At 61.6% G+C, this 23,459-nt stretch carries 19 protein-coding genes and 4 tRNA genes; 15 read left to right on the top strand and 8 right to left on the bottom strand.

What is annotated here, in order from left to right; translation table 11 throughout:
• Nucleotides 1-5 precede the first annotated feature (5 nt).
• From KP004_RS15790 to KP004_RS15775, 4 genes are all read right to left on the bottom strand, one after another.
• Nucleotides 6-2,267 carry a sensor histidine kinase gene (locus KP004_RS15790; RefSeq protein WP_216799398.1) on the bottom strand — a complete coding sequence of 754 codons (2,262 nt, stop codon included), beginning with the start codon at nt 2,265-2,267 and terminating at the stop codon, nt 6-8.
• A 141-nt stretch (nt 2,268-2,408) separates the two neighbouring features.
• Nucleotides 2,409-3,326 carry a UDP-3-O-acyl-N-acetylglucosamine deacetylase gene (lpxC, locus tag KP004_RS15785; RefSeq protein WP_216799397.1) on the bottom strand — a complete coding sequence of 306 codons (918 nt, stop codon included), beginning with the start codon at nt 3,324-3,326 and terminating at the stop codon, nt 2,409-2,411.
• A 192-nt stretch (nt 3,327-3,518) separates the two neighbouring features.
• Nucleotides 3,519-5,204 carry an ABC1 kinase family protein gene (locus KP004_RS15780; protein WP_216799396.1) on the bottom strand — a complete coding sequence of 562 codons (1,686 nt, stop codon included), beginning with the start codon at nt 5,202-5,204 and terminating at the stop codon, nt 3,519-3,521.
• The gene (locus KP004_RS15775; protein WP_216799395.1) at nt 5,192-5,524 is read right to left on the bottom strand and encodes a phasin family protein; all 333 of its coding nucleotides are present in this window, start codon (nt 5,522-5,524) and stop codon (nt 5,192-5,194) included. Before KP004_RS15775 ends, KP004_RS15780 begins: the two co-directional genes overlap by 13 nt.
• A gap of 156 nt (nt 5,525-5,680) precedes the next feature.
• Here KP004_RS15775 and KP004_RS15770 point away from each other — a divergent pair, with 156 nt between their 5' ends.
• Entirely contained in the window at nt 5,681-7,468 is a 1,788-nt protein-coding gene (locus KP004_RS15770; protein ID WP_216799394.1) for a GspE/PulE family protein, read from the top strand.
• Nucleotides 7,469-7,570: 102 nt separating this feature from the next.
• Nucleotides 7,571-8,125, top strand: coding sequence for a peptide-methionine (S)-S-oxide reductase MsrA (gene msrA / locus KP004_RS15765; RefSeq protein ID WP_216799393.1), 555 nt, complete (start codon nt 7,571-7,573; stop codon nt 8,123-8,125).
• Between the two features lie 15 nt (nt 8,126-8,140).
• Here msrA and KP004_RS15760 read toward each other — a convergent pair whose 3' ends face one another.
• From KP004_RS15760 to KP004_RS15750, 3 genes are all read right to left on the bottom strand, one after another.
• A complete protein-coding gene (locus KP004_RS15760) occupies nt 8,141-10,282 on the bottom strand; it encodes a hybrid sensor histidine kinase/response regulator (protein ID WP_216799392.1) in 2,142 nt (713 codons plus the stop codon).
• Nucleotides 10,283-10,369: 87 nt separating this feature from the next.
• Nucleotides 10,370-11,611: a glucose-1-phosphate adenylyltransferase gene (gene glgC / locus KP004_RS15755; RefSeq protein WP_216799391.1), complete on the bottom strand. Its 1,242-nt coding sequence runs from the start codon at nt 11,609-11,611 to the stop codon at nt 10,370-10,372.
• Nucleotides 11,612-11,658: 47 nt separating this feature from the next.
• On the bottom strand, nt 11,659-12,918 hold the full coding sequence (locus tag KP004_RS15750) for a ChaN family lipoprotein (protein WP_216799390.1): 1,260 nt from the start codon (nt 12,916-12,918) through the stop codon (nt 11,659-11,661).
• Between the two features lie 501 nt (nt 12,919-13,419).
• Between KP004_RS15750 and leuB the strand changes: the two genes are divergently transcribed.
• From leuB to KP004_RS15705, 9 genes are all read left to right on the top strand, one after another.
• Nucleotides 13,420-14,508 (top strand): 3-isopropylmalate dehydrogenase, encoded by a 1,089-nt coding sequence (gene leuB / locus KP004_RS15745; RefSeq protein ID WP_216799389.1) that lies wholly within the window; start codon nt 13,420-13,422, stop codon nt 14,506-14,508.
• A gap of 72 nt (nt 14,509-14,580) precedes the next feature.
• Nucleotides 14,581-15,678 (top strand): aspartate-semialdehyde dehydrogenase, encoded by a 1,098-nt coding sequence (asd, locus tag KP004_RS15740; protein ID WP_216799388.1) that lies wholly within the window; start codon nt 14,581-14,583, stop codon nt 15,676-15,678.
• Nucleotides 15,679-15,914: 236 nt separating this feature from the next.
• Nucleotides 15,915-16,934, top strand: a complete 1,020-nt coding sequence (locus KP004_RS15735) for an aspartate-semialdehyde dehydrogenase (protein WP_216799387.1) — start codon at nt 15,915-15,917, stop codon at nt 16,932-16,934.
• 52 nt (nt 16,935-16,986) lie between these two features.
• The gene (truA, locus tag KP004_RS15730) at nt 16,987-17,739 is read left to right on the top strand and encodes a tRNA pseudouridine(38-40) synthase TruA (RefSeq protein ID WP_216799386.1); all 753 of its coding nucleotides are present in this window, start codon (nt 16,987-16,989) and stop codon (nt 17,737-17,739) included.
• Between the two features lie 123 nt (nt 17,740-17,862).
• Entirely contained in the window at nt 17,863-18,291 is a 429-nt protein-coding gene (gene rplM, locus KP004_RS15725; RefSeq protein ID WP_183349856.1) for a 50S ribosomal protein L13, read from the top strand.
• Between the two features lie 22 nt (nt 18,292-18,313).
• Nucleotides 18,314-18,703 carry a 30S ribosomal protein S9 gene (rpsI, locus tag KP004_RS15720; RefSeq protein ID WP_183349858.1) on the top strand — a complete coding sequence of 130 codons (390 nt, stop codon included), beginning with the start codon at nt 18,314-18,316 and terminating at the stop codon, nt 18,701-18,703.
• Between the two features lie 277 nt (nt 18,704-18,980).
• Nucleotides 18,981-20,021, top strand: coding sequence for an N-acetyl-gamma-glutamyl-phosphate reductase (argC, locus tag KP004_RS15715; RefSeq protein ID WP_216799385.1), 1,041 nt, complete (start codon nt 18,981-18,983; stop codon nt 20,019-20,021).
• A 126-nt stretch (nt 20,022-20,147) separates the two neighbouring features.
• Nucleotides 20,148-21,953 (top strand): YgiQ family radical SAM protein, encoded by a 1,806-nt coding sequence (locus KP004_RS15710; RefSeq protein ID WP_216799384.1) that lies wholly within the window; start codon nt 20,148-20,150, stop codon nt 21,951-21,953.
• 2 nt (nt 21,954-21,955) lie between these two features.
• Nucleotides 21,956-22,255, top strand: coding sequence for a YciI-like protein (locus KP004_RS15705; RefSeq protein ID WP_216799383.1), 300 nt, complete (start codon nt 21,956-21,958; stop codon nt 22,253-22,255).
• An 8-nt stretch (nt 22,256-22,263) separates the two neighbouring features.
• On the opposite strand, the gene KP004_RS15700 is transcribed toward KP004_RS15705, so the two are convergent.
• Nucleotides 22,264-22,545, bottom strand: a complete 282-nt coding sequence (locus tag KP004_RS15700; RefSeq protein ID WP_216799382.1) for a DUF2917 domain-containing protein — start codon at nt 22,543-22,545, stop codon at nt 22,264-22,266.
• A 433-nt stretch (nt 22,546-22,978) separates the two neighbouring features.
• Between KP004_RS15700 and KP004_RS15695 the strand changes: the two genes are divergently transcribed.
• The 4 genes from KP004_RS15695 (at nt 22,979) to KP004_RS15680 (ending at nt 23,446) form a co-directional block, all read left to right on the top strand.
• Nucleotides 22,979-23,054, top strand: a tRNA-Thr gene (locus KP004_RS15695).
• Nucleotides 23,055-23,085: 31 nt separating this feature from the next.
• Nucleotides 23,086-23,170: transfer RNA gene (locus tag KP004_RS15690), tRNA-Tyr, on the top strand.
• A gap of 111 nt (nt 23,171-23,281) precedes the next feature.
• A tRNA-Gly gene (locus tag KP004_RS15685) sits at nt 23,282-23,358 on the top strand.
• A 12-nt stretch (nt 23,359-23,370) separates the two neighbouring features.
• A tRNA-Thr gene (locus KP004_RS15680) sits at nt 23,371-23,446 on the top strand.
• Nucleotides 23,447-23,459 lie beyond the last annotated feature (13 nt).

The raw sequence follows: 23,459 nt of genomic DNA, 5'->3' as shown, positions 1-23,459 counted from the left end.
GCAGTTCAGGCGTCGGCGGGTAGCTCGATGATGAAGCGGCTCCCCTTGGGGTGGTTCTCCTTGGCGCGGATGAAGCCGTGGTGGTCGGAGATGATGGTGTTGACGATGGCGAGGCCCAGGCCGGTGCCGCTCTTCTTCCTGGAGAAGTACGGCTCGAAAAGCCGGGGGCGGTCCTCTGCGGCGATGCCGTGGCCGGTGTCGGATACGGTGAAGGTGGCCATCTTGAGGGTGCTGTCGTAGCGGGTGGCGAGCTCGATCTCTCCCTCCCCCTCGATGGCGGCCACCGCGTTGTCCAAAAGGTTGATCACCACCCGTTTGATCTGATCCCGGTCCAGCATGATGTGTGGCATCTGCTCGTCGGTGTTCAGGGTGAAGCGGATATGGCGGTGCGCCTCGACGTAGAGGGTGAGCGCCTCCTTGAGGATGTCGTTCAGGTCGTTGGGCTTGGGGACCGAGGCGGGCATCCGGGCGAAGTTGGAGAACTCGTTCACCAGCCCTTTCAGTTCATCCACCGATTTGATGATCATGTTGGTGCACTGGTCGAAGACCTCTTCCTCACCCTCGAAGCGGGCGAGGTAGCGCTTTCTCAGTCGCTGCGCCGAGAGCTGGATCGGGGTAAGCGGGTTCTTGATTTCGTGGGCGATCCTTCTGGCGACCTCGCGCCAGGCCGCCATCCTCTGGGCCTTGATCAGCGAGGTGAGGTCGTCCAGCACCACCACCATTCCCATGAAGGCGTCGTTCTCGTCCTTGAGGACGGTCAGGTTGGTGAGCAGGGTGAGCTCGCCGTCGCGCATCGGGATGGTTACCTGGCGCACGATGGCGTCGTGCTTGTCGAGCACCATGTCGCGCAGAAGCCCCTTGACGATGTCCAGGTGCTCGACCTGCAGCACCTCGCGGAAGTTCTTCCCGGTGACCTTGTCGCTGTTGATCAAAAGGAGCTTCTCGGCGGACTTGTTCACCGTGGTGAGCAGGCCGTCCTTGTCCACCGAGATGATGCCGGCGGTGACGTTGGCCAGTACCGCCTCCATGTAGCGACGCCGTTGCTCCAGTTCCAGGTTGCTCTTCTGCAGTTCCTCGTTGGTGTGCTGCAGGGCGAGCTGGTTTTCGCGCAGGTCCTCCGTCATCCGGTTGAACGAGGCGATCAGCATGCCGATCTCGTCGCCGCCCCCCTCGCCCAGGTGCACGTCCAGGTTCCCCTCGGCCACCTGGCGGGTCGCCTCGGCCAGTTCCTGGATCGGGATGGTGAGGCTGCGGGCCAGGTAGACCCCGAACCAGACGGCGAGGAAGACGATCACCATGGTGATCAGGAACAGGGTCAGGATGTACCCCGTGGCGATCGGGTGCTTCATGATCTTCAACTGGCGGAACTCGTGGTAGGAGGCCGAGATCTCCCTCATCTTCGAAACCAGGGAGTAGGGGACGTAGTAGTTGACCACGATGACCCCGACCACGTCGTTGTTGTTGAAGTTGCTCCGGATCGGCACGATGCCGCGGATCAGGTCGGCCTTGCCGATGGCGTTGACCCGGGTCAGCTTCTGGCCGGCGAGCCCCACGTTGATGTCCTCGGAGGAGGGGTTGGTGAACTCGCCCAGCGGGAGCTTCGGGTTGCCGGCGCGGAATAGTTCCTCGCGCTGGGCCGAGAAGACCTCGACCACGCCGAGGTTGTACTCCTTCTGCTTCTGGCGCACCAGGGCCTTCAACTGGGGGAGGTTCTCCTCGTTGAGGAGCTTTCTTTCCTTGATGGCCTCGCTGATCTGGTCGCCGTAGTAGAGCGCGTTGGCGGCCGAGGTCTTGTAGTAGACCTGCGCCACCTCCATCGATTCGTTCAGGGAGGTTTCCACCTGCTTGTTGAACCAGTTCTGGATGCTGTTGGTGATGAACCCGGCGGAAACGAAGAACAGCAGCATGGTCGGCACCAGCGACAGGGTGACGAAGGCGAGCACCAGCTTGGTGCGCAGCTTCGCCCCGGGCGTGTTCTTGCGCCGTTCCAGGAAGAGCTTGGTGATGTTCCTGAACACCAGATAGACCAGCAGGATGATGAGCAGGATGATGACGTTGATGATGGCGAAGATGACGATGTTGCTCCCCATCGGCACCTCGGAAGAGAGGCGCGACAGGTGGATCTCGAGGTAGGTGAGGAGCACGATCGAGAGCAGCGACACGCAGACGATGATCGCCTCGCGCTTGCGCTTTCGGATCTCTCCGGCGGGGAGTTCGGCACCCTGGCTGTGCGGGGGAAGGCCCCCTTTTGGGTCGGACATCGGCATCACGCCACTTTATACGAACGGGTGAGGAGTTTCAAGCACTTCCATGCTGCCCGGCAACGAAAAAAGCAGCCCCCGGAGGAGCTGCTTGTGGTTTTTCGTCTTTCGGTTTTTCTCAAACTCAACCTTAATCTTAACCTGTCTCTAAGCCTCCAGCCAGGCCAGCTCGGGCAGAGCGATGTTGAACGGGGCGTTGAACGCCTGCGGGGTGAACTCGATCAGGGTGTAGCAGTCCGGGCGCTTCAGGAGCTCCATGACCAGCTTGTGGTTCAGGTCGTGGCCGGACTTGGTGGCCTTCACGTGCCCGATCAGGCGGTGACCGGCGAGGGAGAGGTCGCCCACCGAGTCGAGGATCTTGTGGCGTACGAACTCGTCCTGGAACCTGAGCCCCTCCGGGTTCAACACGCCCTGGTCGCCGATGACGACGGCGTTCTCCAGGGAGCCCCCCAGGGCCAGGCCGTGGGCCTTCATCATCTCCACCTCGGCGAGGAAGCAGAAGGTGCGGGCGGCGGCAAACTCGTCGGTGAAGCTCGACTGGCTGAACTCCAGCGAGCGGTGCTGTTTCATCACCGCCGGGTGGGCGAACTGCATGTCGAACGAGATCTTGTAGTGGCGCGACGGGATGATGGAGGCTTTCTTGTCCCCTTCGGTCACGGAAACCGGCTTCTTGATCACCAGGTACTTGCGCGGCTTCTTGGATTCCTTGATGCCGGCCTTGACGATGGCGGCCACGAAGGGGGCGGCGCTGCCGTCCATGATCGGGACCTCGGGGCCGTTGATGTCGACGTGCGCGTTGTCGATGCCGCAGCCGTACAGGGCCGCCATGAGGTGCTCTATGGTGGAGACGCTTACTTCGCCGCGGCCGATGGTGGTGGAGAGCCTGGTGTTGACCACGTTGCTGGCGTGCGCTTCGATGGAGACAGCCGGGGTGAGGTCAACCCTGTGGAAGACGACGCCGGTGCCGGGCTCAGCCGGACGCAGCGTGATGGTGATCGTCTTGCCGGTGTGCAGGCCGATGCCGCTGAAGGTTACCTTGTTGCCCAATGTCTGCTGGAATATCATCTGCTTGCTCCCGATAATCAGTATGCTTACTATCTAGCAAATAATAAGCCAAATCGGGCGCGCTGTTTCTCATTGGAAAAAAGGTCGCAGCTTCGGGTGTGTAGACGGTAGCGGGGCGGCGGTAGGGGCGGGGGGAGGGTGTGGTGATTTTGCGCCTGTGGTGCCAGTGCAACGGGGAGTGTGGCTTTTTTGCTACAGTCTGCCGGAGCGGAGGATGGCGACCATCCACCACACCCCGACTATCCCGGCACAGCTGAAGCCGAAAAAGGCGAAGGCGGGAAAGCCCCAGAGCATGGGGCCGCGGTTGCCCTGCATGGCGATGGACGAGCCGATCAGGAGCGCGGCGATGATCAGGGAGAGACAGAGCCGGTTCGCCGAGCGGTCCAGTTCCTTGGAGAAGCGGTCCAGCCCGCGGTGCTCCAGGTCGATGCGGAACTTGTTGCGGTTGATCTTGTTCAGGATCTCCTTGATGTCGCGCGGCAGGTTGCGCGCCAGGGTGAGGTAGCCCTCCACCCCCTGCTCCATCTCCTGGAACAGGCGCCCGGGGGAGCGCTGGCGGCGGAACTCCCGCTCCAGGAAGGGGCGCAGGTGCCCGACCATGTCGAAATCTGGGTCGAGCTTGCGCCCCATCCCCTCGACCACCACCAGCACCTTGACCAGCATGGTCAGGTCCGGGTGCACCTTGATGCGGTGCGTGGAGATCAGGTCGATGAACTCCATGAGCATGCGGCCCACCTCGATCTCCTTGAGAGGGATCTCGAGGTAGCTGTCCATGAACTCGGCGAGCGCCTTTTTCAGGGCCTGCATGTTCACCGTTTCGCCGGCGTCGCCGGCCTCCACGATGACGTAGGCTAGCCCCTCCACATCGCGGTTGATCACCGCCACCAGGACGTCGGTCAGGTAGCGTTTCACCGCCGGGTCGAGCCGTCCCACCATGCCGAAGTCGAGCAGGCAGATCACGTTGTCCTTGAAGATCAGCACGTTGCCGGGGTGGGGGTCGCCGTGGAAAAAGCCGTGCTCCAGTACCATCTCCAGAAAGGCCCGGGCGCCGCGGCGGGCGATCTCGCGCCGGTCCAGCCCCGCCGCCTCGATGGCGCAGATGTCGCTTACCTTGATCCCCTCGACGTACTCGGTGGTGAGCACCCCCTTGGCGGTGGCCTCCCAGTACACCCGTGGGAAGTAGAGGTTGGGGTCCCCCTTGAAGTTGTCGCGGATCTTCTCGATGGCGTGCCCCTCACGGGTCAGGTCCATCTCGCGCCTGATGGTGTAGGAGAACTCGCGCACCACCCCGACCGGGTCGTAGATGTCGCTACGAGCCATGTGGCGCTCCAGGAGGAGCGCCACTCCCATGAGGATGTCGATGTCCGTTTCCACCGCCTCGACCACCCCCGGACGGCGCACCTTGACCACCACGTCCTCGCCGGTGATGAGCGTAGCGCGGTGCACCTGGGCGATGGAGGCCCCCGCGATCGCTTCCGGTTCCACGTGCAGGAAGCGTTGTTCCAGGGGGACCCCCAGCTCGTGCTCGATCTGCACCCTGATCTCCTCGAAGGGAAGACAGGGGATCTTGTCCTGCAGGTGGGCCAGTTCCTGGACGAACGAGGCGGGGATGATGTCGGCGCGGGTGGAGAGGAGCTGCCCCAGCTTGATGAAGGTGGTGCCGAGCTCCTCCAGGGCGAGGCGCAGGCGCTCCGGCGGCGTCAGGTGCTCCGCCACCGGGGATCGTCGCCTGAATACGCGGCGCGAGAAGTCGACCACCTGGCCGAGGTTCAGGTACTCCAGCAGGTGCCCCAGCCCGTAGCCGCCGAGCACCGTGATGATCTGACGGTAACGCCGGATGCTCCTGACGTTGCGGTTTATGTTTACTATCCTAAGCACTCATCCTCCGGCTGGGAGGCCACGCTCTCCGCCGCAAGCGTCTCGAGCGCCCTGACGCGCCGTTCCAGTTTCTCGAAATCCTCGCGCGGCACCATGCCCATACGGTCCAGCGCCTTCTTCACCTCGGCTTCGGCCACCTCGGCGGTTTTTTGCTGTCCCGTGCGCGCCATCTCCTGGATCCGGTCCAGAAAGGCGCGTCCTTCCTCCTCGCTGATCTTGTAGCGGGACTTCATTTCCTGGATCAGCTCCTCCCCTTTTTTCTGGGTGAGCGCCGCCGCGCCGAGCGCCGTCAGCACAGCCTTCTCGAACAGTTCGAACATGGTATCCCTCCTTTGGCAACTGGTAGTGGCACGCCTTCCTCATAGGCGCCATTTAATGATATCGGCGGGGCGCCCGTTGTCAAACTTGCACCTCCTTGACATCACTAAGGTTCTCGCCGATAATCGCATACTTGTTCCCATTAAAGGGTGTCGGCCATGCAGAAAAAGAAGATGGTCACCATCAAGAACGTCGTGCAGATCCTTTTGCAGCGGGGACTGATCGACGAGAAGCAGTCCGCGGAGCTGCTTGCCAAGGGGGACGCGCAGGCCCACCGGCTGGCGGGCGCGCAGCAGGCAGGATATTCCCGGCGGCTGCAGCAGACCCCGGAAAAGCCCTCCCCCGCAGAGATCATCGCCTCGATGAACCTGGAGGTCCCCGATTCCGGCGGAAGGCTCCTCACCGAAGACGCCATCACCGAGGTGCTTGCCGCCGCAGTGGGGCTTCCCTACCTGAAGATCAACCCGATGAAGCTCGACCTCGACCTGGTCACTGCCCACATCTCCCGCCCCTTCGCACTGAGGCACCTGATCGTCCCGGTCGGATACGCGGACGGGGTGGTGACCCTCGCCGTCGCCGATCCTTTCAACGACGAGGTCATCGACGAGCTGAAGGCTGTGAAAAGGATGGAGTTTCGCCGGGTGCTCGCCTCGCGCAACGATATCCTGAAGATCCTGAGGGAGTTCTTCGGCTTCCGGGCCTCGGTGCAGGCCGCCGAGAGCGAGGTGTCCACGGCGGTGGACCTGGGGAACCTGGAGCAGTTCGTGCGCTTAAAGAGCGGGCACGAGATCGAAGGGACCGACCGCAACATCATCTCGGCGGTGGACTTCCTGCTGCAGTACGCCTTCGACCAGCGGGCGAGCGACATCCACATCGAGCCAAAGAGGGAGAAGACGCTGGTGCGCCTGCGGGTGGACGGGGTGCTGCACAACGTCCACGTGGTGCCCAAGCCGCTGCATCCCCCCATCGTGTCCCGGATCAAGATGCTCTCCCGCATGGACCTGGCCGAGAAGCGGCGTCCCCAGGACGGCAGGATCAAGACCAGCCATGAGGGGCGCGAAGTAGAGCTGCGCGTCTCAACCCTGCCGGTCGCCTTCGGGGAGAAGGTGGTGATCAGGATCTTCGACCCGGACGTGCTGATGCAGGAATTGGACTCGATCGGCTTCTATCCGCGCGAGTACCAGCTCTACAGTTCCTTCCTGCGCCGCCCCAACGGGATCATCCTGGTCACCGGCCCCACCGGCAGCGGCAAGACCACCACGCTCTACTCGTCGCTCAGGACGCTTTCCTCGCCCGAAGTCAACATCGTCACCGTCGAAGACCCCATCGAGATGGTGATGGAGGAGTTCAACCAGGTGGGGGTGCAAAGCGGCATCGGGGTGACCTTCGACAAGGTGCTCAGAAACGTGCTCCGCCAGGATCCCGACATCATCATGATCGGCGAGATCCGGGACAAGGAGACCGCCGAGAACGCGGTGCAGGCCGCCCTCACCGGGCACCTGGTCCTTTCCACGCTGCACACCAACGACGCCCCTTCCTCCGTGACGCGGTTGATCGACCTCGGTGTTCCCTCGTTTCTGATCTCCTCGACCGTGATCGGCATCATCGCACAGAGGCTGTTGCGCCGGATCTGTCCCGCCTGCAAACGGGAGAGCCAGTTGAGCGCCGAGGAGCTGGAGTACCTGGGATTGAAGCGGCCCGCCAGGGTCTGGTCCGGGGAGGGGTGCGCTGAATGTCGCGGCACCGGCTACAAGGGAAGGACCGGGATCTTCGAGGTGCTGGACGTGAACGAAACCATCAAGGGGGCCATCAGCGAGCGGGTCGACCTGGCCGGGTTGCAGGCAGCAGCCCGGAAAGACGGCCTTGTGACGCTGCGCGAACAGGCAGTGCGGAAGATGCTGGAAGGAATCACCACCTACGAGGAAGTCATCGCGGTCACAGGCTGACCAGTCGGACCAGTCGGACGTTCGAGCGCCGAAGGGGACTGGCTCCGCCAGGTGCCTGTCCCCCTCAACGCCCGCCGGACGCTCGGCACCAAGGGAGGAACCATGAAAAACCACGCCACCGACACCACCACCGAAACCGCCATCTTTGCCGGTGGCTGCTTCTGGTGCATGGAGCCGGTCTTCGACAAGATGCCGGGGGTGCTCTCGGTGCTCCCCGGCTATACCGGCGGCACCACGCCCAACCCCAGCTACCGGGAGGTCTGCGAGGGGGAGACCGGGCACGTCGAGGCGGTCGAGATCGTCTTCGACCCGGGGCGTGTCAGTTACCGCGAACTGCTGCGGGTGTTCTGGCGCAACATCGATCCCACCACCAAAAACCGCCAGTTTTGCGACTACGGCAGCCAGTACCAGACCGCCGTCTTTTATCTGGACGAGGAACAGAAGCGGGAAGCCGAGGAGAGCAGGCAGGAAGCGGAGCAGAGTAACCGTCTCGGTGCAGCCGTCGTCACGCAGATACTCCCCGCCTCCGAGTTCTACCCGGCGGAGGAGTACCACCGTCAGTACTACAAGAAGGAACCCTACCATTACCAGCGCTACCACGAGGGGTGCGGCCGCAACTGGAGATTGAAGGAGCTGTGGGGGCGGGAACCGGAGTAGCTGAACCGGCGCCGGTTACGGGGCGGACAGCACCCGCTCCAGGGCCTGTTGCAGTTCGTCGCAACGGTACGGCTTGACGACGGCGGCGCAGAAGCCGTATTCGGCATGTTCCGCCATGACGGGATCGTTGGAATAGCCGCTGGAGACGATCAGCCTGGCAGCGGGATCAAATGCCAGGATCTGTTGTGCCGCCTCCTTGCCCCCCATGGCGGCGGGTATGGTGAGATCCATGATCGCCACCGCGAAAGGCCTTCCGGCCTGGGCCGCCTCCCGGTACAGGCTCACCGCTTCCTCTCCGGTCGCGCAGGTCACCACCTGGTACCCCAGGTACTGCAGCATGTCCCGGGTCAGCGTCCTGATCGCCTCTTCGTCGTCCATGACCAGCACCGTCCCTTCCCCCGCCTTGGTGTTCCGCTCCGGTTGCCGCGGCGCCTCTTCCGCCACCGCCTCGCCCGCGGAGGGGAGGTAGAAGGTGAGGGTGGTTCCCGCTCCGGGGGCGGAGGTCACCTCGACTCTGCCGCCATGCTTGATGACGATGGAGTGCACCGAGGCAAGGCCCAGCCCGCTCCCTCCCGGTTTGGTGCTGTAGTAGGGATCGAAGATGAGCTTCTGGTCCTCGTACGCGATGCCGCACCCTTCATCGCTGAAGGATATCTTCGCGTAATCGCCGGGGGGGAGTGTCTGGCTGTTGTTGGCGGCAAGCGGCAGGTTCTCGGCGGTCACGGTCAGAACCCCGCCGCCGGGCATGGCCTGGCAGGCGTTGATGATGACGTTGGAGAAGGCCTGGTTCATCTGCCCCTCGTCCGCCTCGATGGCATGGAGCCCTTCCTGGAGGTTCAGCCGGGTCTGCACCTTGGTGCCGTGCAGGGCGAGGGTGAGGGATTCCTGCAGGAGCCGGCCCAGCGGAACCACTTTCTTGATAGGCTGGCCACCTCTGGAAAAGGTGAGGAGTTGGTGCGCCAGTTCGGCGGCGCGTTGCGACGCCTTTTCGGCGTTTTTCACCGCTCCCCGCGCCGGATGATCCTGGTCGAGCAGCAGTTCGGCGAAGGATAGGTTGCCGAGGATGCCGGTGAGGATGTTGTTGAAGTCGTGGGCGATGCCGCCTGCCAGGACCCCGAGGGATTCCAGCTTCTGGGCCTTGAGCACCTCTTGTTGCATCGCCTCCCATTTGGTGATGTCGGTCAGGGTGAACAGGAGACGGTGGCGGACCAGACGGGTATTGAGGATGACGTGCCTCGAGGAGCCGTCGACGCAGGAAATTTTCGCCTCCAGCGGCGTGATCGGTGTACCGCTCTCCAGCGTCGTCTTCCCGATTTCCTCGCGCCAGGGTGCCAGGGTCCGGTCCCGGTAAGCCGGGTCGGGCAGGGCGCGTTGCATAAGCTCTTCCAGGGTGGGGCGATCCTCGGAGACGAACCCCAGCCAGTCGCTGACGTAGCTGTTGAGGTACTGGACCCTGCCACTCTCGTCGGCCCAGCCCACCCCTGCCGGCATCTCCTCCATGAGGACCTTGAGGATCTCCTCGTTTTGCTGCAGGGCTTCCTCGATTTCGTGACGCGCGGTGATGTCGCGCACGAGGACGATGATGCGGTCGCTGCCGCCGATATCGGCCCGGCGCAGGCTGACCTCGGACCAGAACAGCGAGCCGTCCTTCTTCTTGCTGCGCCACCTGACCGTCATCGGGGGACCCGACGCCGCCTGCTGCAAAAGAAGCCACGCGTCTTCGTCCGTGTAAGGCGGTTCCCCAAGGCTCAGCTCTCCAACGGTCAGGCTGTGGGCCTCCTCGGGCGTGTAGCCGAACATCTCGCACATGGTGCGGTTCACGTCTACCAGTTGCCCGGTGGCGGCATCGTGGATGAAGAGAGCGTCGTTGACGTTGTGGTAGATGGCCTGGAACCGGGCCTCGCTCTGCTCCAGCCGGTCTACCGACTCCGCCAGGCGCCCCGCAAAGCGCGAGATCAGCTGGTAGAGCAGCGCAGAAGTGACCATGATGAACATGAGCCCCTTGTAGACCTCGATCTGTTCCGCGATGTGGCGGTCCGAAACCAGCCAGATCAGTGCGTAGCCGGAGAGGTAGATCCAGGCGCTGCCGAAGAGGGCATAGACCCCGACGATCTTGTTTATCTCGCGTCTTTGATTGCGCTTCGATGCTGCCCGCATGCGTGCTCCCGCCCTTTGGGGCGTCTGGCTGCGGTGGCCGGGGTGTTTGCTGCCGTTTAGACTCTGAGGCGGCCGGGGCCGCCTCGGTTATTTCGCTTCCGCCATCGATACCACGACGATCCCCGATTCGGTGACCCGGTATCCCTTGGCCCGGTCCTGGTCGTGGTCGTAGCCGATCTCGGTGCCGTCGGGGATGACGACGTTCTTGTCGATGATGGTGCGCCTGATCTTCACGTGGCGCCCCACGGTGACGTTCTCGAAGAGGATGGAATCCTCCACTTCGCTGTAGCTGTTCACCTTGCAGCGCGGCCCCAGGATGGTGCGGCGCACGGTGGCCCCGCTGGTAATGCAGCCTGCGCAGACGTAGGAATCGATGTTCATGCCGCGCCGCCCATCCTCGTCGAACACGGTCTTGGCCGGCGGCAGGTTCCCCTGGTTGGTCAGGATCGGCCACTTGTAGTTGTAGAGGTTCAACTGCGGCGAGACGTGGATCAGGTCCATGTTCGCCTCGTAGTAGCTCTCGATGGTTCCCACGTCCTTCCAGTACCCCTTCTCCTCCGCCTTCATGCCTGGGATGATGTTGTCGTTGAAGTTGTACGCGAAGACCTTGTCGCGGTTTTCCAGCATCATCGGGATGACGTGCTTGCCGAAATCCAGATCCTCGTACCGCTTCTTGCCTTCCTGCAGCACTTCGATCAGCTTCTTGGTGGAGAAGATGTAGTTCCCCATGGAAGCGAAGCAGGTGTCACGGCCGGGGATGCTTTCCGGGTTTTTCGGTTTTTCGGTGAAGGCGGTGATTTTGTAGTCGTCGTCAACCGAGAAGACCCCGAAGCGGCTCGCCTCCTGGACCGGCACCTCCAGCGCCGCAACGGTCAGGTCGGCGCGGTTTCTGCGGTGGTAGTCGATCATCTGGCTCACGTCCATCTTGTAGATATGGTCGCCGCCGAAGATGGCGACGTAGTCCGCGTCCGACGACTCCACGAAGCGCAGGTACTGCAGGATGGCGTCGGCTGTCCCCTTGAACCAGTCCTCGTTCTCCGAACTGGTCTCCGGCGAGATGGCGACGAAGAACTCGCCCAGGCCGGTCCATTTGCCCCACGACTCCCTGATGTGCTTGTTGAGGGAGTAGGCGCGGTACTGGGTCAGGATGTAGACCTTCTTGATCCCGGAGTTGAAGAGGTTGCTCAGGACGAAGTCGATGATCTTGTATTTGCCGCCGAACATGACGCTCGGCTTGGCCCTTCTGATGGTGAGGGGGCTCAGGCGCTCCCCTTTGCCACCGGCAAGCACCATGGCGATGGTATTGCCGACATTACTCATGGCGTACATACAATAGCTTTCCTCCAGTTAAGCGTCGGGACATCATCCCGCCGGTGTCAGGGCTTGCCGTGCTTGGGCGCCTCTCCTATTTTGAAGACCACCTCTATATCCATCACTTCACCCTTTCGTTCCAGCTTCAGGGTGGACTTGTCTCCCACGTGCTTCTGTTTCACCGCGTAGACCAGATCGAGGCTTTCCTTTAACGGCTCGTTGTCCATGGCGAGCAGCAGGTCACCCTTTTGCACCCCGGCGCGGGAGGCGTTGGAGTCGGGCACCACCGTGTTCACCACCAAGCCGCGCCCTTTCGGGTCGGGCTCGAACATGACGCCGAGCAGCACGCCCGGTGCGGGGAGCCCCTCGTAGGCGTAGTTCACCAGGAAGTCGAAGGAGACGGTGGGGAAGTCCGGGGTCTCCACATCCATCATCACCGGCTTCTCGGCGCGCCGCACCACAACCTCATGGCCGCCGATGGTGGCGTAGGAGGCGGGGAGACGGCGGAAGGCACGGCGCGGGATGCCGAAGCCGTAGCCGACGTGATTGCCGCCTGCGACAACGAGAAGGCGCCGATCCTTTCCTGAGGCGCTGGTGAGGTAGCGCACGGCGGATTCCGCCATGGTCTCGTCCCACAGGGTTTGGGCCCGGATGAAGCCCTCGATGGCCATTTTGCCGTGGCTGTTGTGTCCGCTGAAGATGCTCTCGGTTTGGGCGCGCTGGTACGGATCGGAGAGGTCCATCTGCGGCAGCTGCGCTTTCTGCTCAGGAGTCAGCTCCTCGAGCGGTTTCATGCGCACGGCCTGCACCAGTTCCTTCTCCGCGTTCAGCGCGACGACCGGGATCCGCTTTTCCCTGGCGTAGAGGAGCAGGTCGCGGTAGTACGCGAAGTCCATCTTCCAGTTGTCGTACCAGCGTGAGGCCTTCAAGAACGCCTTCTCATCCAGTTCGCCCGCCACCCAGCGGTCGAGGACCGGCTGCTGCGACCTCACGAACATCTCCATGCCGAGCGCGACCTTGCCGGGGTAGCGCTGCTCCATAGCCTTCAGCGTGTCCAGTTCCAGGCGGTGCGCGGCCGGGTTGTCATGCGTCTCGCCGACGTAGACCACCCGGGCGTCGGTGACCACGTCGAACATCTGCTGCGGCGTCACCAGCGTCCCGGTGGGGAGGTGGATGATGTCGCCGATCTCGGCGGCTTTCTGCATGGGATACGGGTTTTCCGGGTCTCCGAGCACGGGTTTGCCGGCGCGGGGCGTCGAGCAGGCGGTCATGGTGAGCAGGGAAAGCACAGCGGCACACTGTGCGAGACGAGCGATGAGTAGCATTTCTTCTCCTGAAAATATGATGTTCCTACGCGGGATGCGGTCATGTCGGTCACGGCTCCCGGGGACTGGCTCCGCAGGTGCCTGTCCCCTTTGCGGGCCTCCTTTTGCTGGCTGCGCGGGTGCCTCTCCCTTTGCGCGATTGGTGTCTTTCGCTGGCCAAGGAATATTACCTTCTCTAATGAATTTGTCCAGTCGGCGCTTCTCGTTAGGGAAGTTTTGGCGGCGCAGCCGCCGATAAGCCTCCTGGGGCCGGTTCAGCCCCAGCGGTTTCCTCGGAATGTACCACAACACCTCATGAAGATAAACCGAAAGTTTTATTATTCTCTAATAAAACTCTGCATCGAGGATTCATTTCGTGCCGGAACTGAACCAGCCGGCCGAGCATTAACTCATAGTCATGGTTTGGGGCGCTAAACGTATGTTTGACGGCCTTTTTTATGTTGACAATATCACTGTCTCGCAAATAGAATCGCTAATTTAATACATATCGGAGGTTGTGCAATGGGACAGCTTTTTAAAGTGGCGGTGCTGCCGGGTGACGGCATCGGCCCGGAGGTTATGGCAGAAGCACTGAAGGTACTGGATGCGGTCGAGAAACGCTACGACGTGAAATTCGAGCGCACCCACGCCAACGTAGGCGGCGCCGGGATCGACCTGGAGGGGCGTGCCCTTCCCGAGACTACCGTGAATATATGCAAGGCAGCCGACGCCATCCTGTTCGGTTCGGTGGGCGGTCCCAAGTGGGAGACCCTGCCGCCGGACGAGCAGCCCGAGCGCGGCGCACTGCTGCCGCTGAGGAAGATCTTCGGTCTCTATGCCAATCTTCGTCCCGCCATCATCTTCCCGTCGCTGACCAGCGCCTCCTCCCTGAAGGAAGAGGTCATCGCCGGCGGATTCGACATCCTGGTGATCCGCGAGCTGACCGGTGGCATCTACTTCTCCCAGCCCAAGGGGATCGACGGGGCCGGCCGTGACCGCGTCGGCGTGGACACCATGCGCTACAGCGTGCCCGAGATCGAGCGCATCGCGCACGTCGCCTTTCAGGCCGCCCAGAAGCGCGGCAAGAAGGTCTGCTCCATCGACAAGGCCAACGTTCTCTCCACCTCCGTGCTCTGGCGCGAGATCGTGATCAACATCGCCAAGGAGTACCCGGACGTCGAGCTTTCCCACATGTACGTGGACAACGCGGCGATGCAGCTGGTAAGGTGGCCCAAGCAGTTCGACGTCATCCTGTGCGAGAACATGTTCGGCGACATCCTCTCCGACGAGGCCGCCATGCTGACCGGCTCCCTGGGGATGCTCCCGTCGGCTTCGCTGGCCGAGGGGACCTTCGGCATGTACGAGCCCTCCGGCGGCAGCGCCCCGGACATCGCGGGGCAGGGGATCGCCAACCCGATCGCCCAGATCCTCTCCGCGGGGATGATGCTGCGTTACTCCTTCGGCATGGTCGAGGCGGCCGACGCCATCGACAACGCCGTCGCCAAGGTGCTGGACCAGGGTTACCGCACCCGCGACATCTATCAGGAGAAGGCCGGCGAGAAGCTGGTCAACACCAAGGAGATCGGCGACGCCATCATCGCCAACCTGTAAGTAACGGCACAAACAAGGCGGGGGAGACCCCGCCACACATTCACACCATATAAATAGAAAGGAAGGTCGCCTATGAAAGTCGGTATGGTCGGTTGGCGTGGCATGGTTGGCTCGGTTCTCATGCAGCGCATGCAGGAAGAGAACGATTTCGCAGGTGTTGAGCCGGTATTCTTCACCACTTCGCAGGTGGGGCAGCCCGCCCCGCTGAACGCGGGGACGCTGAAGGATGCATCGGACATCAACGAGCTGAAGAAGCTGGACGTGATCATCACCTGCCAGGGGGGCGATTACACCAAGGCCGTCCGCCCGGAGCTGAAGAAGGCCGGCTGGAACGGCTACTGGATCGATGCCGCCAGCACCCTGCGTATGGAAGACGACGCCGTCATCATCCTCGATCCGATCAACCGCAACGTCATCGACGCGGCCCTCTCCAAGGGGATCAAGGACTACGTCGGCGGCAACTGCACCGTGAGCCTCATGCTCATGGGCCTGGGCGGGCTGTTCAAGGCGGGCGTGGTCGAGTGGCTCTCCTCCATGACCTACCAGGCAGCCTCCGGTGCCGGCGCACCGAACATGCGTGAGCTTCTCTCCCAGATGGGCGTGCTGCATGGTTCCGTTGCCCAGCAGTTGGCCACCCCGGGTTCCGCGATCCTCGAGATCGATAAGAAGGTCACTGACACCCTGAGAAGCGGTGACATGCCGACCAAGGAGTTCGGCTTCCCGCTGGCCGGCAGCGTGCTCCCCTGGATCGACCGCGAGGTCGAGGACGGGCAGAGCCGCGAGGAGTGGAAAGGCTACGCCGAGACCAACAAGATCCTCGGCGCCGTGAACCCGATCCCGGTGGACGGCATCTGTGTCCGCGTGGGCGCGATGCGCTGCCACAGCCAGGCGATCACCATGAAACTGACCAAGGACATCCCGATCGCCGAGATCGAGGACATGATCAAGAACGACAACCAGTGGGTGAAGTTCATCCCGAACAACAAGGCCGACTCCCTGGCGGGGCTCACCCCGGCAGCCGTTTCCGGGTCGCTCACCGTCCCGGTCGGCCGCGTGCGCAAGATGAAGATGGGGCCGCAGTACCTCTCCGCCTTCACCTGCGGCGATCAGCTGCTGTGGGGCGCCGCCGAGCCGCTGCGCCGCATGCTGCAGATCCTGAAGGAGAGGTAAGGTCAAGGTCAAAGGCGTCGCACACGGATTTTACGGGAACGTACGGATAAAGGCAGATAAGGCAAAAGCATTTTGGGGAAACCAGGCTTTAGATCCGTGCTCTTTCCGTCTTCTCCGTGTTGTTCCGTGTGAGATGCCGTTGACTTAGTTTCTGAATTTTATGCAGCGAGAAGCGGAGCGCGTCCCCGGCAGCCAGGGGGCGCGCTCCCGTTTTTGTCTTGAGGAGATGTAAAAGCATGAAGAAGACGTGGAATGTAGCAGTGGTAGGCGCGACCGGTGCCGTGGGAACCCAGATGATCGAGTGCCTGGAGGAGCGCAAGTTCCCGGTGGGGCAGATCAAGTTCCTGGCGAGCGCGAGGAGCGCGGGACAGGTGCTGGAGTTCAACGGCAAACCGGTGACTGTGGAGGAGCTGAAGCACGATTCCTTCGACGGGATCGATATCGCCCTCTTCTCGGCAGGTGGGGCGCGCTCCGAAGAGTTTTGTCCGTCCGCGGCCAAGGCGGGAGCGGTTTGCATCGACAACTCCAGTGCGTGGCGCATGGACAAGGACGTGCCGCTGGTGGTCCCGGAGGTGAACCCGCACGCTATCGCCGACTATCGCAAAAAGGGGATCATCGCCAACCCGAACTGCTCCACCATCCAGATGGTGGTGGCGCTCAAGCCCCTGCACGACTTCGGCACCATCAAGAGGATCGTGGTCTCCACCTACCAGGCCGTTTCCGGCACCGGCAACAAGGCGATCGATGAGTTGCGCATCCAGACCGGGGAGCTTCTGAACGGCCGCCCGCCCAAGAACGAGGTCTATCCGCACCGCATCGCCTTCAACTGCCTGCCGCAGATCGATTCCTTCTGCGACAACGGCTACACCAAGGAAGAGATGAAGATGGTCAACGAGACCAGGAAGATCATGGAGGCGGACATCGCCACCACCGCGACCTGCGTCCGCGTTCCCGTCTTCTACGGCCACTCCGAGTCGGTCAACATCGAGACCGAGAAGAAGATCACCGTGGCCAAGGCGCGCGAGCTCCTGGAGGATGCGCCGGGCGTGGAACTGGTGGACAATCCGCCCAACGGCGAGTACCCGATGGCCATGGACGTCGCCGGCGAGGACCTGACCCTGGTGGGGCGCATCCGCGAGGACGCCTCCATCAAGAACGGCCTGAACCTCTGGATTGTGGCCGACAACCTTAGGAAGGGCGCTGCCACCAACGCCGTGCAGATAGCTGAGATTCTGGTGGAGCAGTACTTGAAGTAGTCATGGACGTCAGACCAGTCGGACTAGGCGGACCTGTCAGACCAGGAAGGGTATGCGCAACATCAAACTGATCATAGAATACGACGGCACCGCCTACGCCGGCTGGCAGGTGCAGCCCAACGGGCTGACCATCCAGGAGGTCATGGAAAAGGCGCTGGCCAAGATGCTCGGGGAGCACACCACCCTGCACGCCTCCGGCCGCACCGACGCCGGGGTGCACGCCCGCGGCATGGTGGCCTGCTTCAAGACCGAGCGCACCATGCCGCTACGCGCCTTCCGCGAGGGGCTGAACTCGCTGCTCCCGAGTGATATCGCGGTGCGCGACGCTGCCGAGGTGCCGCTCGACTTCCACGCGCGCTTCAACGCGCAGGCAAAGCACTACCGCTACACCATGCTGCTCGACGACCTCCGTTCGCCGCTGGTGCGTCACACGGCATGGCGCGTCAAGGGCAAGCTCGACGTCGAGGCGATGCGCGCCGCCTGCAAGCTCTTCGTCGGCGAGCATGACTTCGCCGCCTTCCGCGGCGCCAACTGTGCCGCCAAGACCACCGTGCGCCGTATCTACAGCATGGAATTGGTGCAGGAGGGGCGCCTGTTGCACCTCGACATCAACGGTAGCGGTTTTCTGAAGAACATGGTGCGCATCATCACCGGGACGCTCATCGAAGTGGGGCAGGGCAGGTTGAGCGCGGCCGACGTGGCGCGTCTGCTCAAGGGGGGCGACCGGCAGAACGCGGGAATGACAGTGCCGCCGCAAGGGCTCTGTCTCATGCAGGTTTTCTACCCGGGGCAGAGCGGGGAATGATGCCTCTTTAATAGAGCGTTAATTCTCTCCGCGGTTTTTTGTCTTGACATGAACGGACGAATCGATTAAATTCTCAATCTTCTGTAAGTTAATGTGCTAATTCCAGATAGCTGTGAGGTTTCAATGAAGACGCAAGTTGCCAAAAAAGAAGAAGTGACCAGGGATTGGTACCTGGTTGATGTGGATAATAAGGTCCTCGGCCGTGTAGCGACCGAGATCGCCAACGTGCTGCGTGGCAAGAACAAGCCGACCTTTACCCCGAGCGTTGATACCGGCGACTTCGTCATCGTCGTGAACGCTGAGAAGATCGCCCTCACCGGCAAGAAGCTTTCCGACAAGACCTACTACAGCCACTCTGCTTTCCCGGGCGGCCTGAAAGAGATCTCTGCCGGCAAGCTCCTCGACAAGAAGCCGGAAGATCTGATCAAGAAAGCCGTGAAAGGCATGCTGCCCAAGAACAAGCTTGCCCGCCACATGATCAAGAAGCTGAAGATCTACAGCGGCAGCGCTCATCCGCATGCGGCTCAGAATCCGAAAGATCTGAACATTTAATTCGTTCATCAGGAGATAGAAAATGGCAGCAAGCTTTTACGCAACCGGGAAAAGGAAGTCTTCCATCGCCAGGGTTTGGATCAAGCCGGGCAATGGTGAGATCATTGTAAATACCAAGACTCTTGACAGCTACTTCGGCCGCGAGACCTCCAAGATGGTGGTCATGCAGCCCCTCGAGCTGACCGAGAATGTCGGCAAGTTCGACATCTTCTGCACCGTCAAGGGCGGTGGCGACTCCGGCCAGGCCGGCGCCATCAAGCACGGCATCACCAAGGCCCTCATCGAGGCCGATGCCGACCTGCGCGGCACCTTGAAGAAGGCCGGGTTCATCACCCGCGACTCGCGCATCAAGGAAAGAAAGAAGTACGGCAAGAAGGCGGCACGCGCCAGCTTCCAGTTCTCCAAGCGTTAATCCGCTGCTGGAGGCAATTGCTGTCTCAGTATTGCAAAGGGGGAATCCGTCAGGGTTCCTCCTTTTGCTGTTTCAAAAACCTTAGAAGCAAAACCATTGGCCACGGAGAAAATCTGAGGACATCTGAGAAAACCAAAACCAAAAAAGTTTTGTTTCTCTCAGATGTTCTCCGAAGTTCTCCGTGGCTAACGGTTTTGAGGTTTTGAGTGTTAATCTGTCTGGAAGCTGTGCTAACATCAAGCTTCCATTTTTTCCGTTCTGAGAAGGGAGGCCTTTCATGATCAAGGTTGCCATCGTCGGTGCCAGCGGCTATACCGGCGTCGAACTTATCCGTATCCTTCATGCCCACCCCGAGGTTGCCGTCACCTGTGTCACCTCCGAGCAGAGCGCCGGTCGCCCGGTGAGCGACGTGTTCCCGACCCTGCGCGGCAGGTGTGACTTAGTGCTTCAGAACCTCGAGCCGGTCGGGATCGCAGAGCAGGCGGACGTGGTCTTCACCGCGCTGCCGCACAAGGCGGCCATGGCGGTCGTGCCGACCTTTCTGAAGATGGGCAAGGACGTGGTCGATCTCTCGGCCGACTACCGGCTGCACGACGCCGACGTCTACGGCAAGTGGTACGAAAAGCACCTGACCCCGGAACTGCTCCCCCAGGCGGTCTACGGCATTCCCGAGCTGCGTCGCGACACGATCCGCGAGGCGAACCTGATCGCCAACCCCGGCTGCTACCCGACCAGCGTCATCCTCGGCCTGGCGCCGCTATTGAAGGGTAAGGTGATCGATCCGAAGAGCATCATCGTCGACGCCAAGTCCGGTACTTCCGGCGCCGGGCGCAGCGCCAAGGTGGACAACCTCTACTGCGAGGTGAATGAAGGCTTCAAGGCCTACGGCGTGGGGGGCGTGCATCGTCACATCCCCGAGATCGAGCAGGAACTCGCACTGCTGGCGGGCACTCCGCTCACCATCTCGTTCACGCCGCACCTGGTGCCGATGGACCGCGGCATCCTTTCCACCATCTACAGTGTCCCGACCGGGAAGGTGAGGGCGTCCGAACTGATTACCCTGTACGAGACCTTCTACGAGGGGGAGCCGTTCGTCAGGGTGCTGCCCGAGGGAGTGCTCCCGTCGACGGCGCACGTCAGGGGATCCAACTTCTGCGACATCGGTATCGTGGTCGACGAAAGGACCGGTAGGATCATCGTGGTCTCCGCCATCGACAACCTGGTGAAAGGCGCGTCCGGGCAGGCGGTTCAGAACATGAACCTCATGTGCGGGCTTCCCGAGACTCTCGGCCTCGATTTCCTGGGGATCTTCCCGTAAAGTCAAAACCATTAGCCACGGAGAACTTCGGAGAAAATCTGAGAGAAGCAAAGATAGAAGCCTTTTGGTTTTGACTTTCTCAGATGTCCTCAGATTTTCTCCGTGGCCAACGGTTTTAAGGTTTATATGAAACACGCACGCCCCAAGCAGTCTCCTTCCCGGTTTCTCCCCATCTCACTTTCCGAAGCAAAGGCTCGCGGCTGGAACGAGCTCGATGTCATCTTCGTCTCCGGCGACGCCTACGTGGACCACCCCTCGTTCGGTGTGCCGCTGCTGGCGCGGCTCCTGGAATCGAAGGGGCTCCGGGTCGGCATCATTCCGCAACCGGACTGGCGCAGCAAGGAGCCGTTCATGGCGCTCGGGCGCCCGCGCCTGTTCTTCGCGGTCGCCGCAGGTGCCATGGATTCCATGGTGGCGCACTACACCCCGGCCAGGAAACTGCGCCGCGACGACGCCTACACTCCCGGCAACCGCCACGGTGCGCGCCCCAACCGCGCCACCATCATCTACACCTCACGGTTGAAGGAAGCCTACCGCGACGTGCCGGTGGTGATCGGTGGCATTGAGGCGAGCCTCAGGCGTTTCGCCCATTACGACTTCTGGGAAGACAAGGTGCGCCGCTCCGCACTCTTCGATGCCAAGGCGGACCTGCTGGTCTACGGGATGGGGGAGAGCCCGCTGCTGGAACTGGTGCAGCGGCTGCAAAAGGGTGAAGCCTTCGCTTCCATTCGCGACATCCGTGGTACGGCTTACCCGTCTTCGACCGCGCCGGACCCGGGCACCGACCTGGTGGAACTCCCGAGTTACGAGGAGGTGGCTGCGGATAAGGCGGCCTACGCACGCTCGTTCCGCCTGCTGTCGGGGGAGCAGAATCCCGGCTGCGCCAGGACCGTCATCCAGCGCCACGCTCAACGCTACCTGGTGTGCAACCCTCCTGCGTGGCCGCTCAGCGAACAGGCGCTGGACACAATCTACGCGCTCCCCTTCGTGAAGGCCCCGCACCCGAGTTACAAGGAAGCGATCCCCGCTTACGAGCAGATCCGCAACTCCATTACCACGCATCGCGGCTGTTTCGGCGGCTGCGCCTTCTGCGCCATCACCCATCACCAGGGGAAGACGATCCAGTCCAGAAGCGAGCAGGGTGTGCTCCAGGAGCTGGAGCGCCTGGCGGCGTTGCCCTGGTTCCGGGGCAGCGTGAGCGACATAGGCGGGCCGACCGCCAACATGTTCGGGCTCTCCTGCGGCAACGCGGAGGCGGGCGCCAAGTGCCGTCGCGACAGCTGCTTGTTTCCCCAGATCTGCAAGAACCTGATCACCGACGATGCTGCCAGTTCCCGGCTCCTCGCCAAGGCACGCCGGATTTCAGGCGTGAAGAACGTCGCTGTTTCGTCTGGGGTGCGTTACGACCTGATGGAGCGCCAGCCCCGTTACCTGCGCGAATTGGTATCGCACCACGTAAGCGGCCTCTTGAAAGTGGCGCCGGAGCATCTGACCGATCGCGTCACCTCGGTGATGCGCAAGCCCGGGCACGACTGCTTCGACCGCTTCCGGGACGCTTTCCAGAAGGAAAGTGTCAAGGCGGGCAAGAGGCAGTACATCGTCCCGTATTTCATTTCCGGACATCCCGGCTGCACCCTGTCGGATATGGTGGATCTCGCACTGATGCTGAAGCGTTGGGGTATGCGGGTTGAGCAGGTGCAGGATTTCACGCCGACGCCCGGGACGCTGTCGACCTGCATCTATCACACGGGTGTGGATCCCTTTACCGGGGAGAAGGTGTACGTGGCACGGACGGACCGTGAAAAGGGGCTGCAAAAATCCCTGCTTCTGTACCACGTGTCGGAGGAGAAGAAGAACTGCCTGGCGGCATTGAAGGAATGCGGCCGGGAGGATGCTGCGGCCGAGTTGTTCGGGCACAACAACAGGAGGTAGTCATGCATTATCTGTTGCTGTATGAGGTTGCTCCGGATTACCTGGAGCGCAGGGGCGAGTATCGCGGGGAGCACCTGGCCATGGCCTGGGAGTCGGCGCAGCGTGGAGAGTTGATTCTCGGCGGTGCGCTCACCGATCCGGCCGACGGCGCCGTCCTTCTCTTTAAGGCTGATTCCCCGGACGTACCGGCGGCCTTCGCCAAGGCAGACCCGTACGTCCTGAACGGGCTGGTGGCCAAGTGGACGGTGCGCGGCTGGCATACCGTGGTCGGCGAGCAGGCCTGCGCACCGGTCCATCCGTAGTATTTCCTCTAGAGAAGTCGCGGCAGGAAAGGTCCCGCCGGCTGAGCGGCCAGCGCGGACCTGGTTTCCTGCATCACGCCAGCTGCTTTCATCTGCAGTTCCGCCGCCTCGAGGGCTTCCGCCAGGGCCGCTTCCCCTTTGGTGAGTTCAAAGCTGCTTCCCTGGCGTATGAGGTAGTCCCTGCCGTCGCCCTTGGTAAGCCAGATGGTCCCGGTCAGGCAGCGCAAGGTGATACCGTAAGCTCCTCCGGCCAGGTTCAACAGTTCTCCTTTTCCAAGTGAACATTCCATAGCGTCCTCCCTCCCTCTCTTTAGGTGAATCAACTATAGCCGCGCTCCAACAATGAGTACAGACACAGGAAAAGTGATTTGTAGCCATGACAATTGCGGGAATCATGCGCTGTAACTGCCGGAAACCGGGGGAACTGTACCCGTGCTTGTTGATCCTGGGGGATGACTTGGTTGGCGAAGAGCAGAAAATGCTTCTGTGACAACAGAATTGAAGAATGAGCTTGCATTGAGAATGAAGTACTGCTATAGTCTCGAATTCTTGCCCGCCCCGGCGGCAAGTCGATGGAATGCTTCAGTTGTATACGTCGCCCTTTGAAAAATAATTCGCACGCTGAAAAAAAGATGTTGACACCGAGACCCTTTTGCTTTAGAACAGGGATTCGCTTCGCAACACAAGGGCGCAGCGAAATTGGTAGCGGATGGTAGCGAATCAGCTGGCGTAGCTCAATTGGTAGAGCAGCTGACTTGTAATCAGCAGGTTGCGGGTTCGAGTCCCATCGTCAGCTCCAGATTGAAAAGTTAATAGCCTCACTTCTGTCTGGAGGGATTCCCGAGCGGCCAAAGGGAACAGACTGTAAATCTGTCGTCATCGACTTCGGAGGTTCGAATCCTCCTCCCTCCACCATACATACTTCAGATGAGATGAGCATCTGCTCAAATCAGGAGATCCTTGGGGTCGCTGGTACTGGTTGAGTGGAGTGCAAGTCGAGTCAAAAAACTTCAAAGCAGGGAATTGGCGGGAATAGCTCAGTTGGCTAGAGCATCAGCCTTCCAAGCTGAGGGTCGCGGGTTCGAGTCCCGTTTCCCGCTCCAAAAACAGAATACGCCCACATAGCTCAGTAGGTAGAGCACTTCCTTGGTAAGGAAGAGGTCACCGGTTCGAATCCGGTTGTGGGCTCCATCCCTTCTAGAAA

This window comes from Geomonas oryzisoli (genome assembly GCF_018986915.1).
Classification (GTDB): domain Bacteria; phylum Desulfobacterota; class Desulfuromonadia; order Geobacterales; family Geobacteraceae; genus Geomonas; species Geomonas oryzisoli.
Note: the sequence above shows the minus strand (reverse complement) of the source record. Positions and strands in the feature narration are given on the sequence as shown.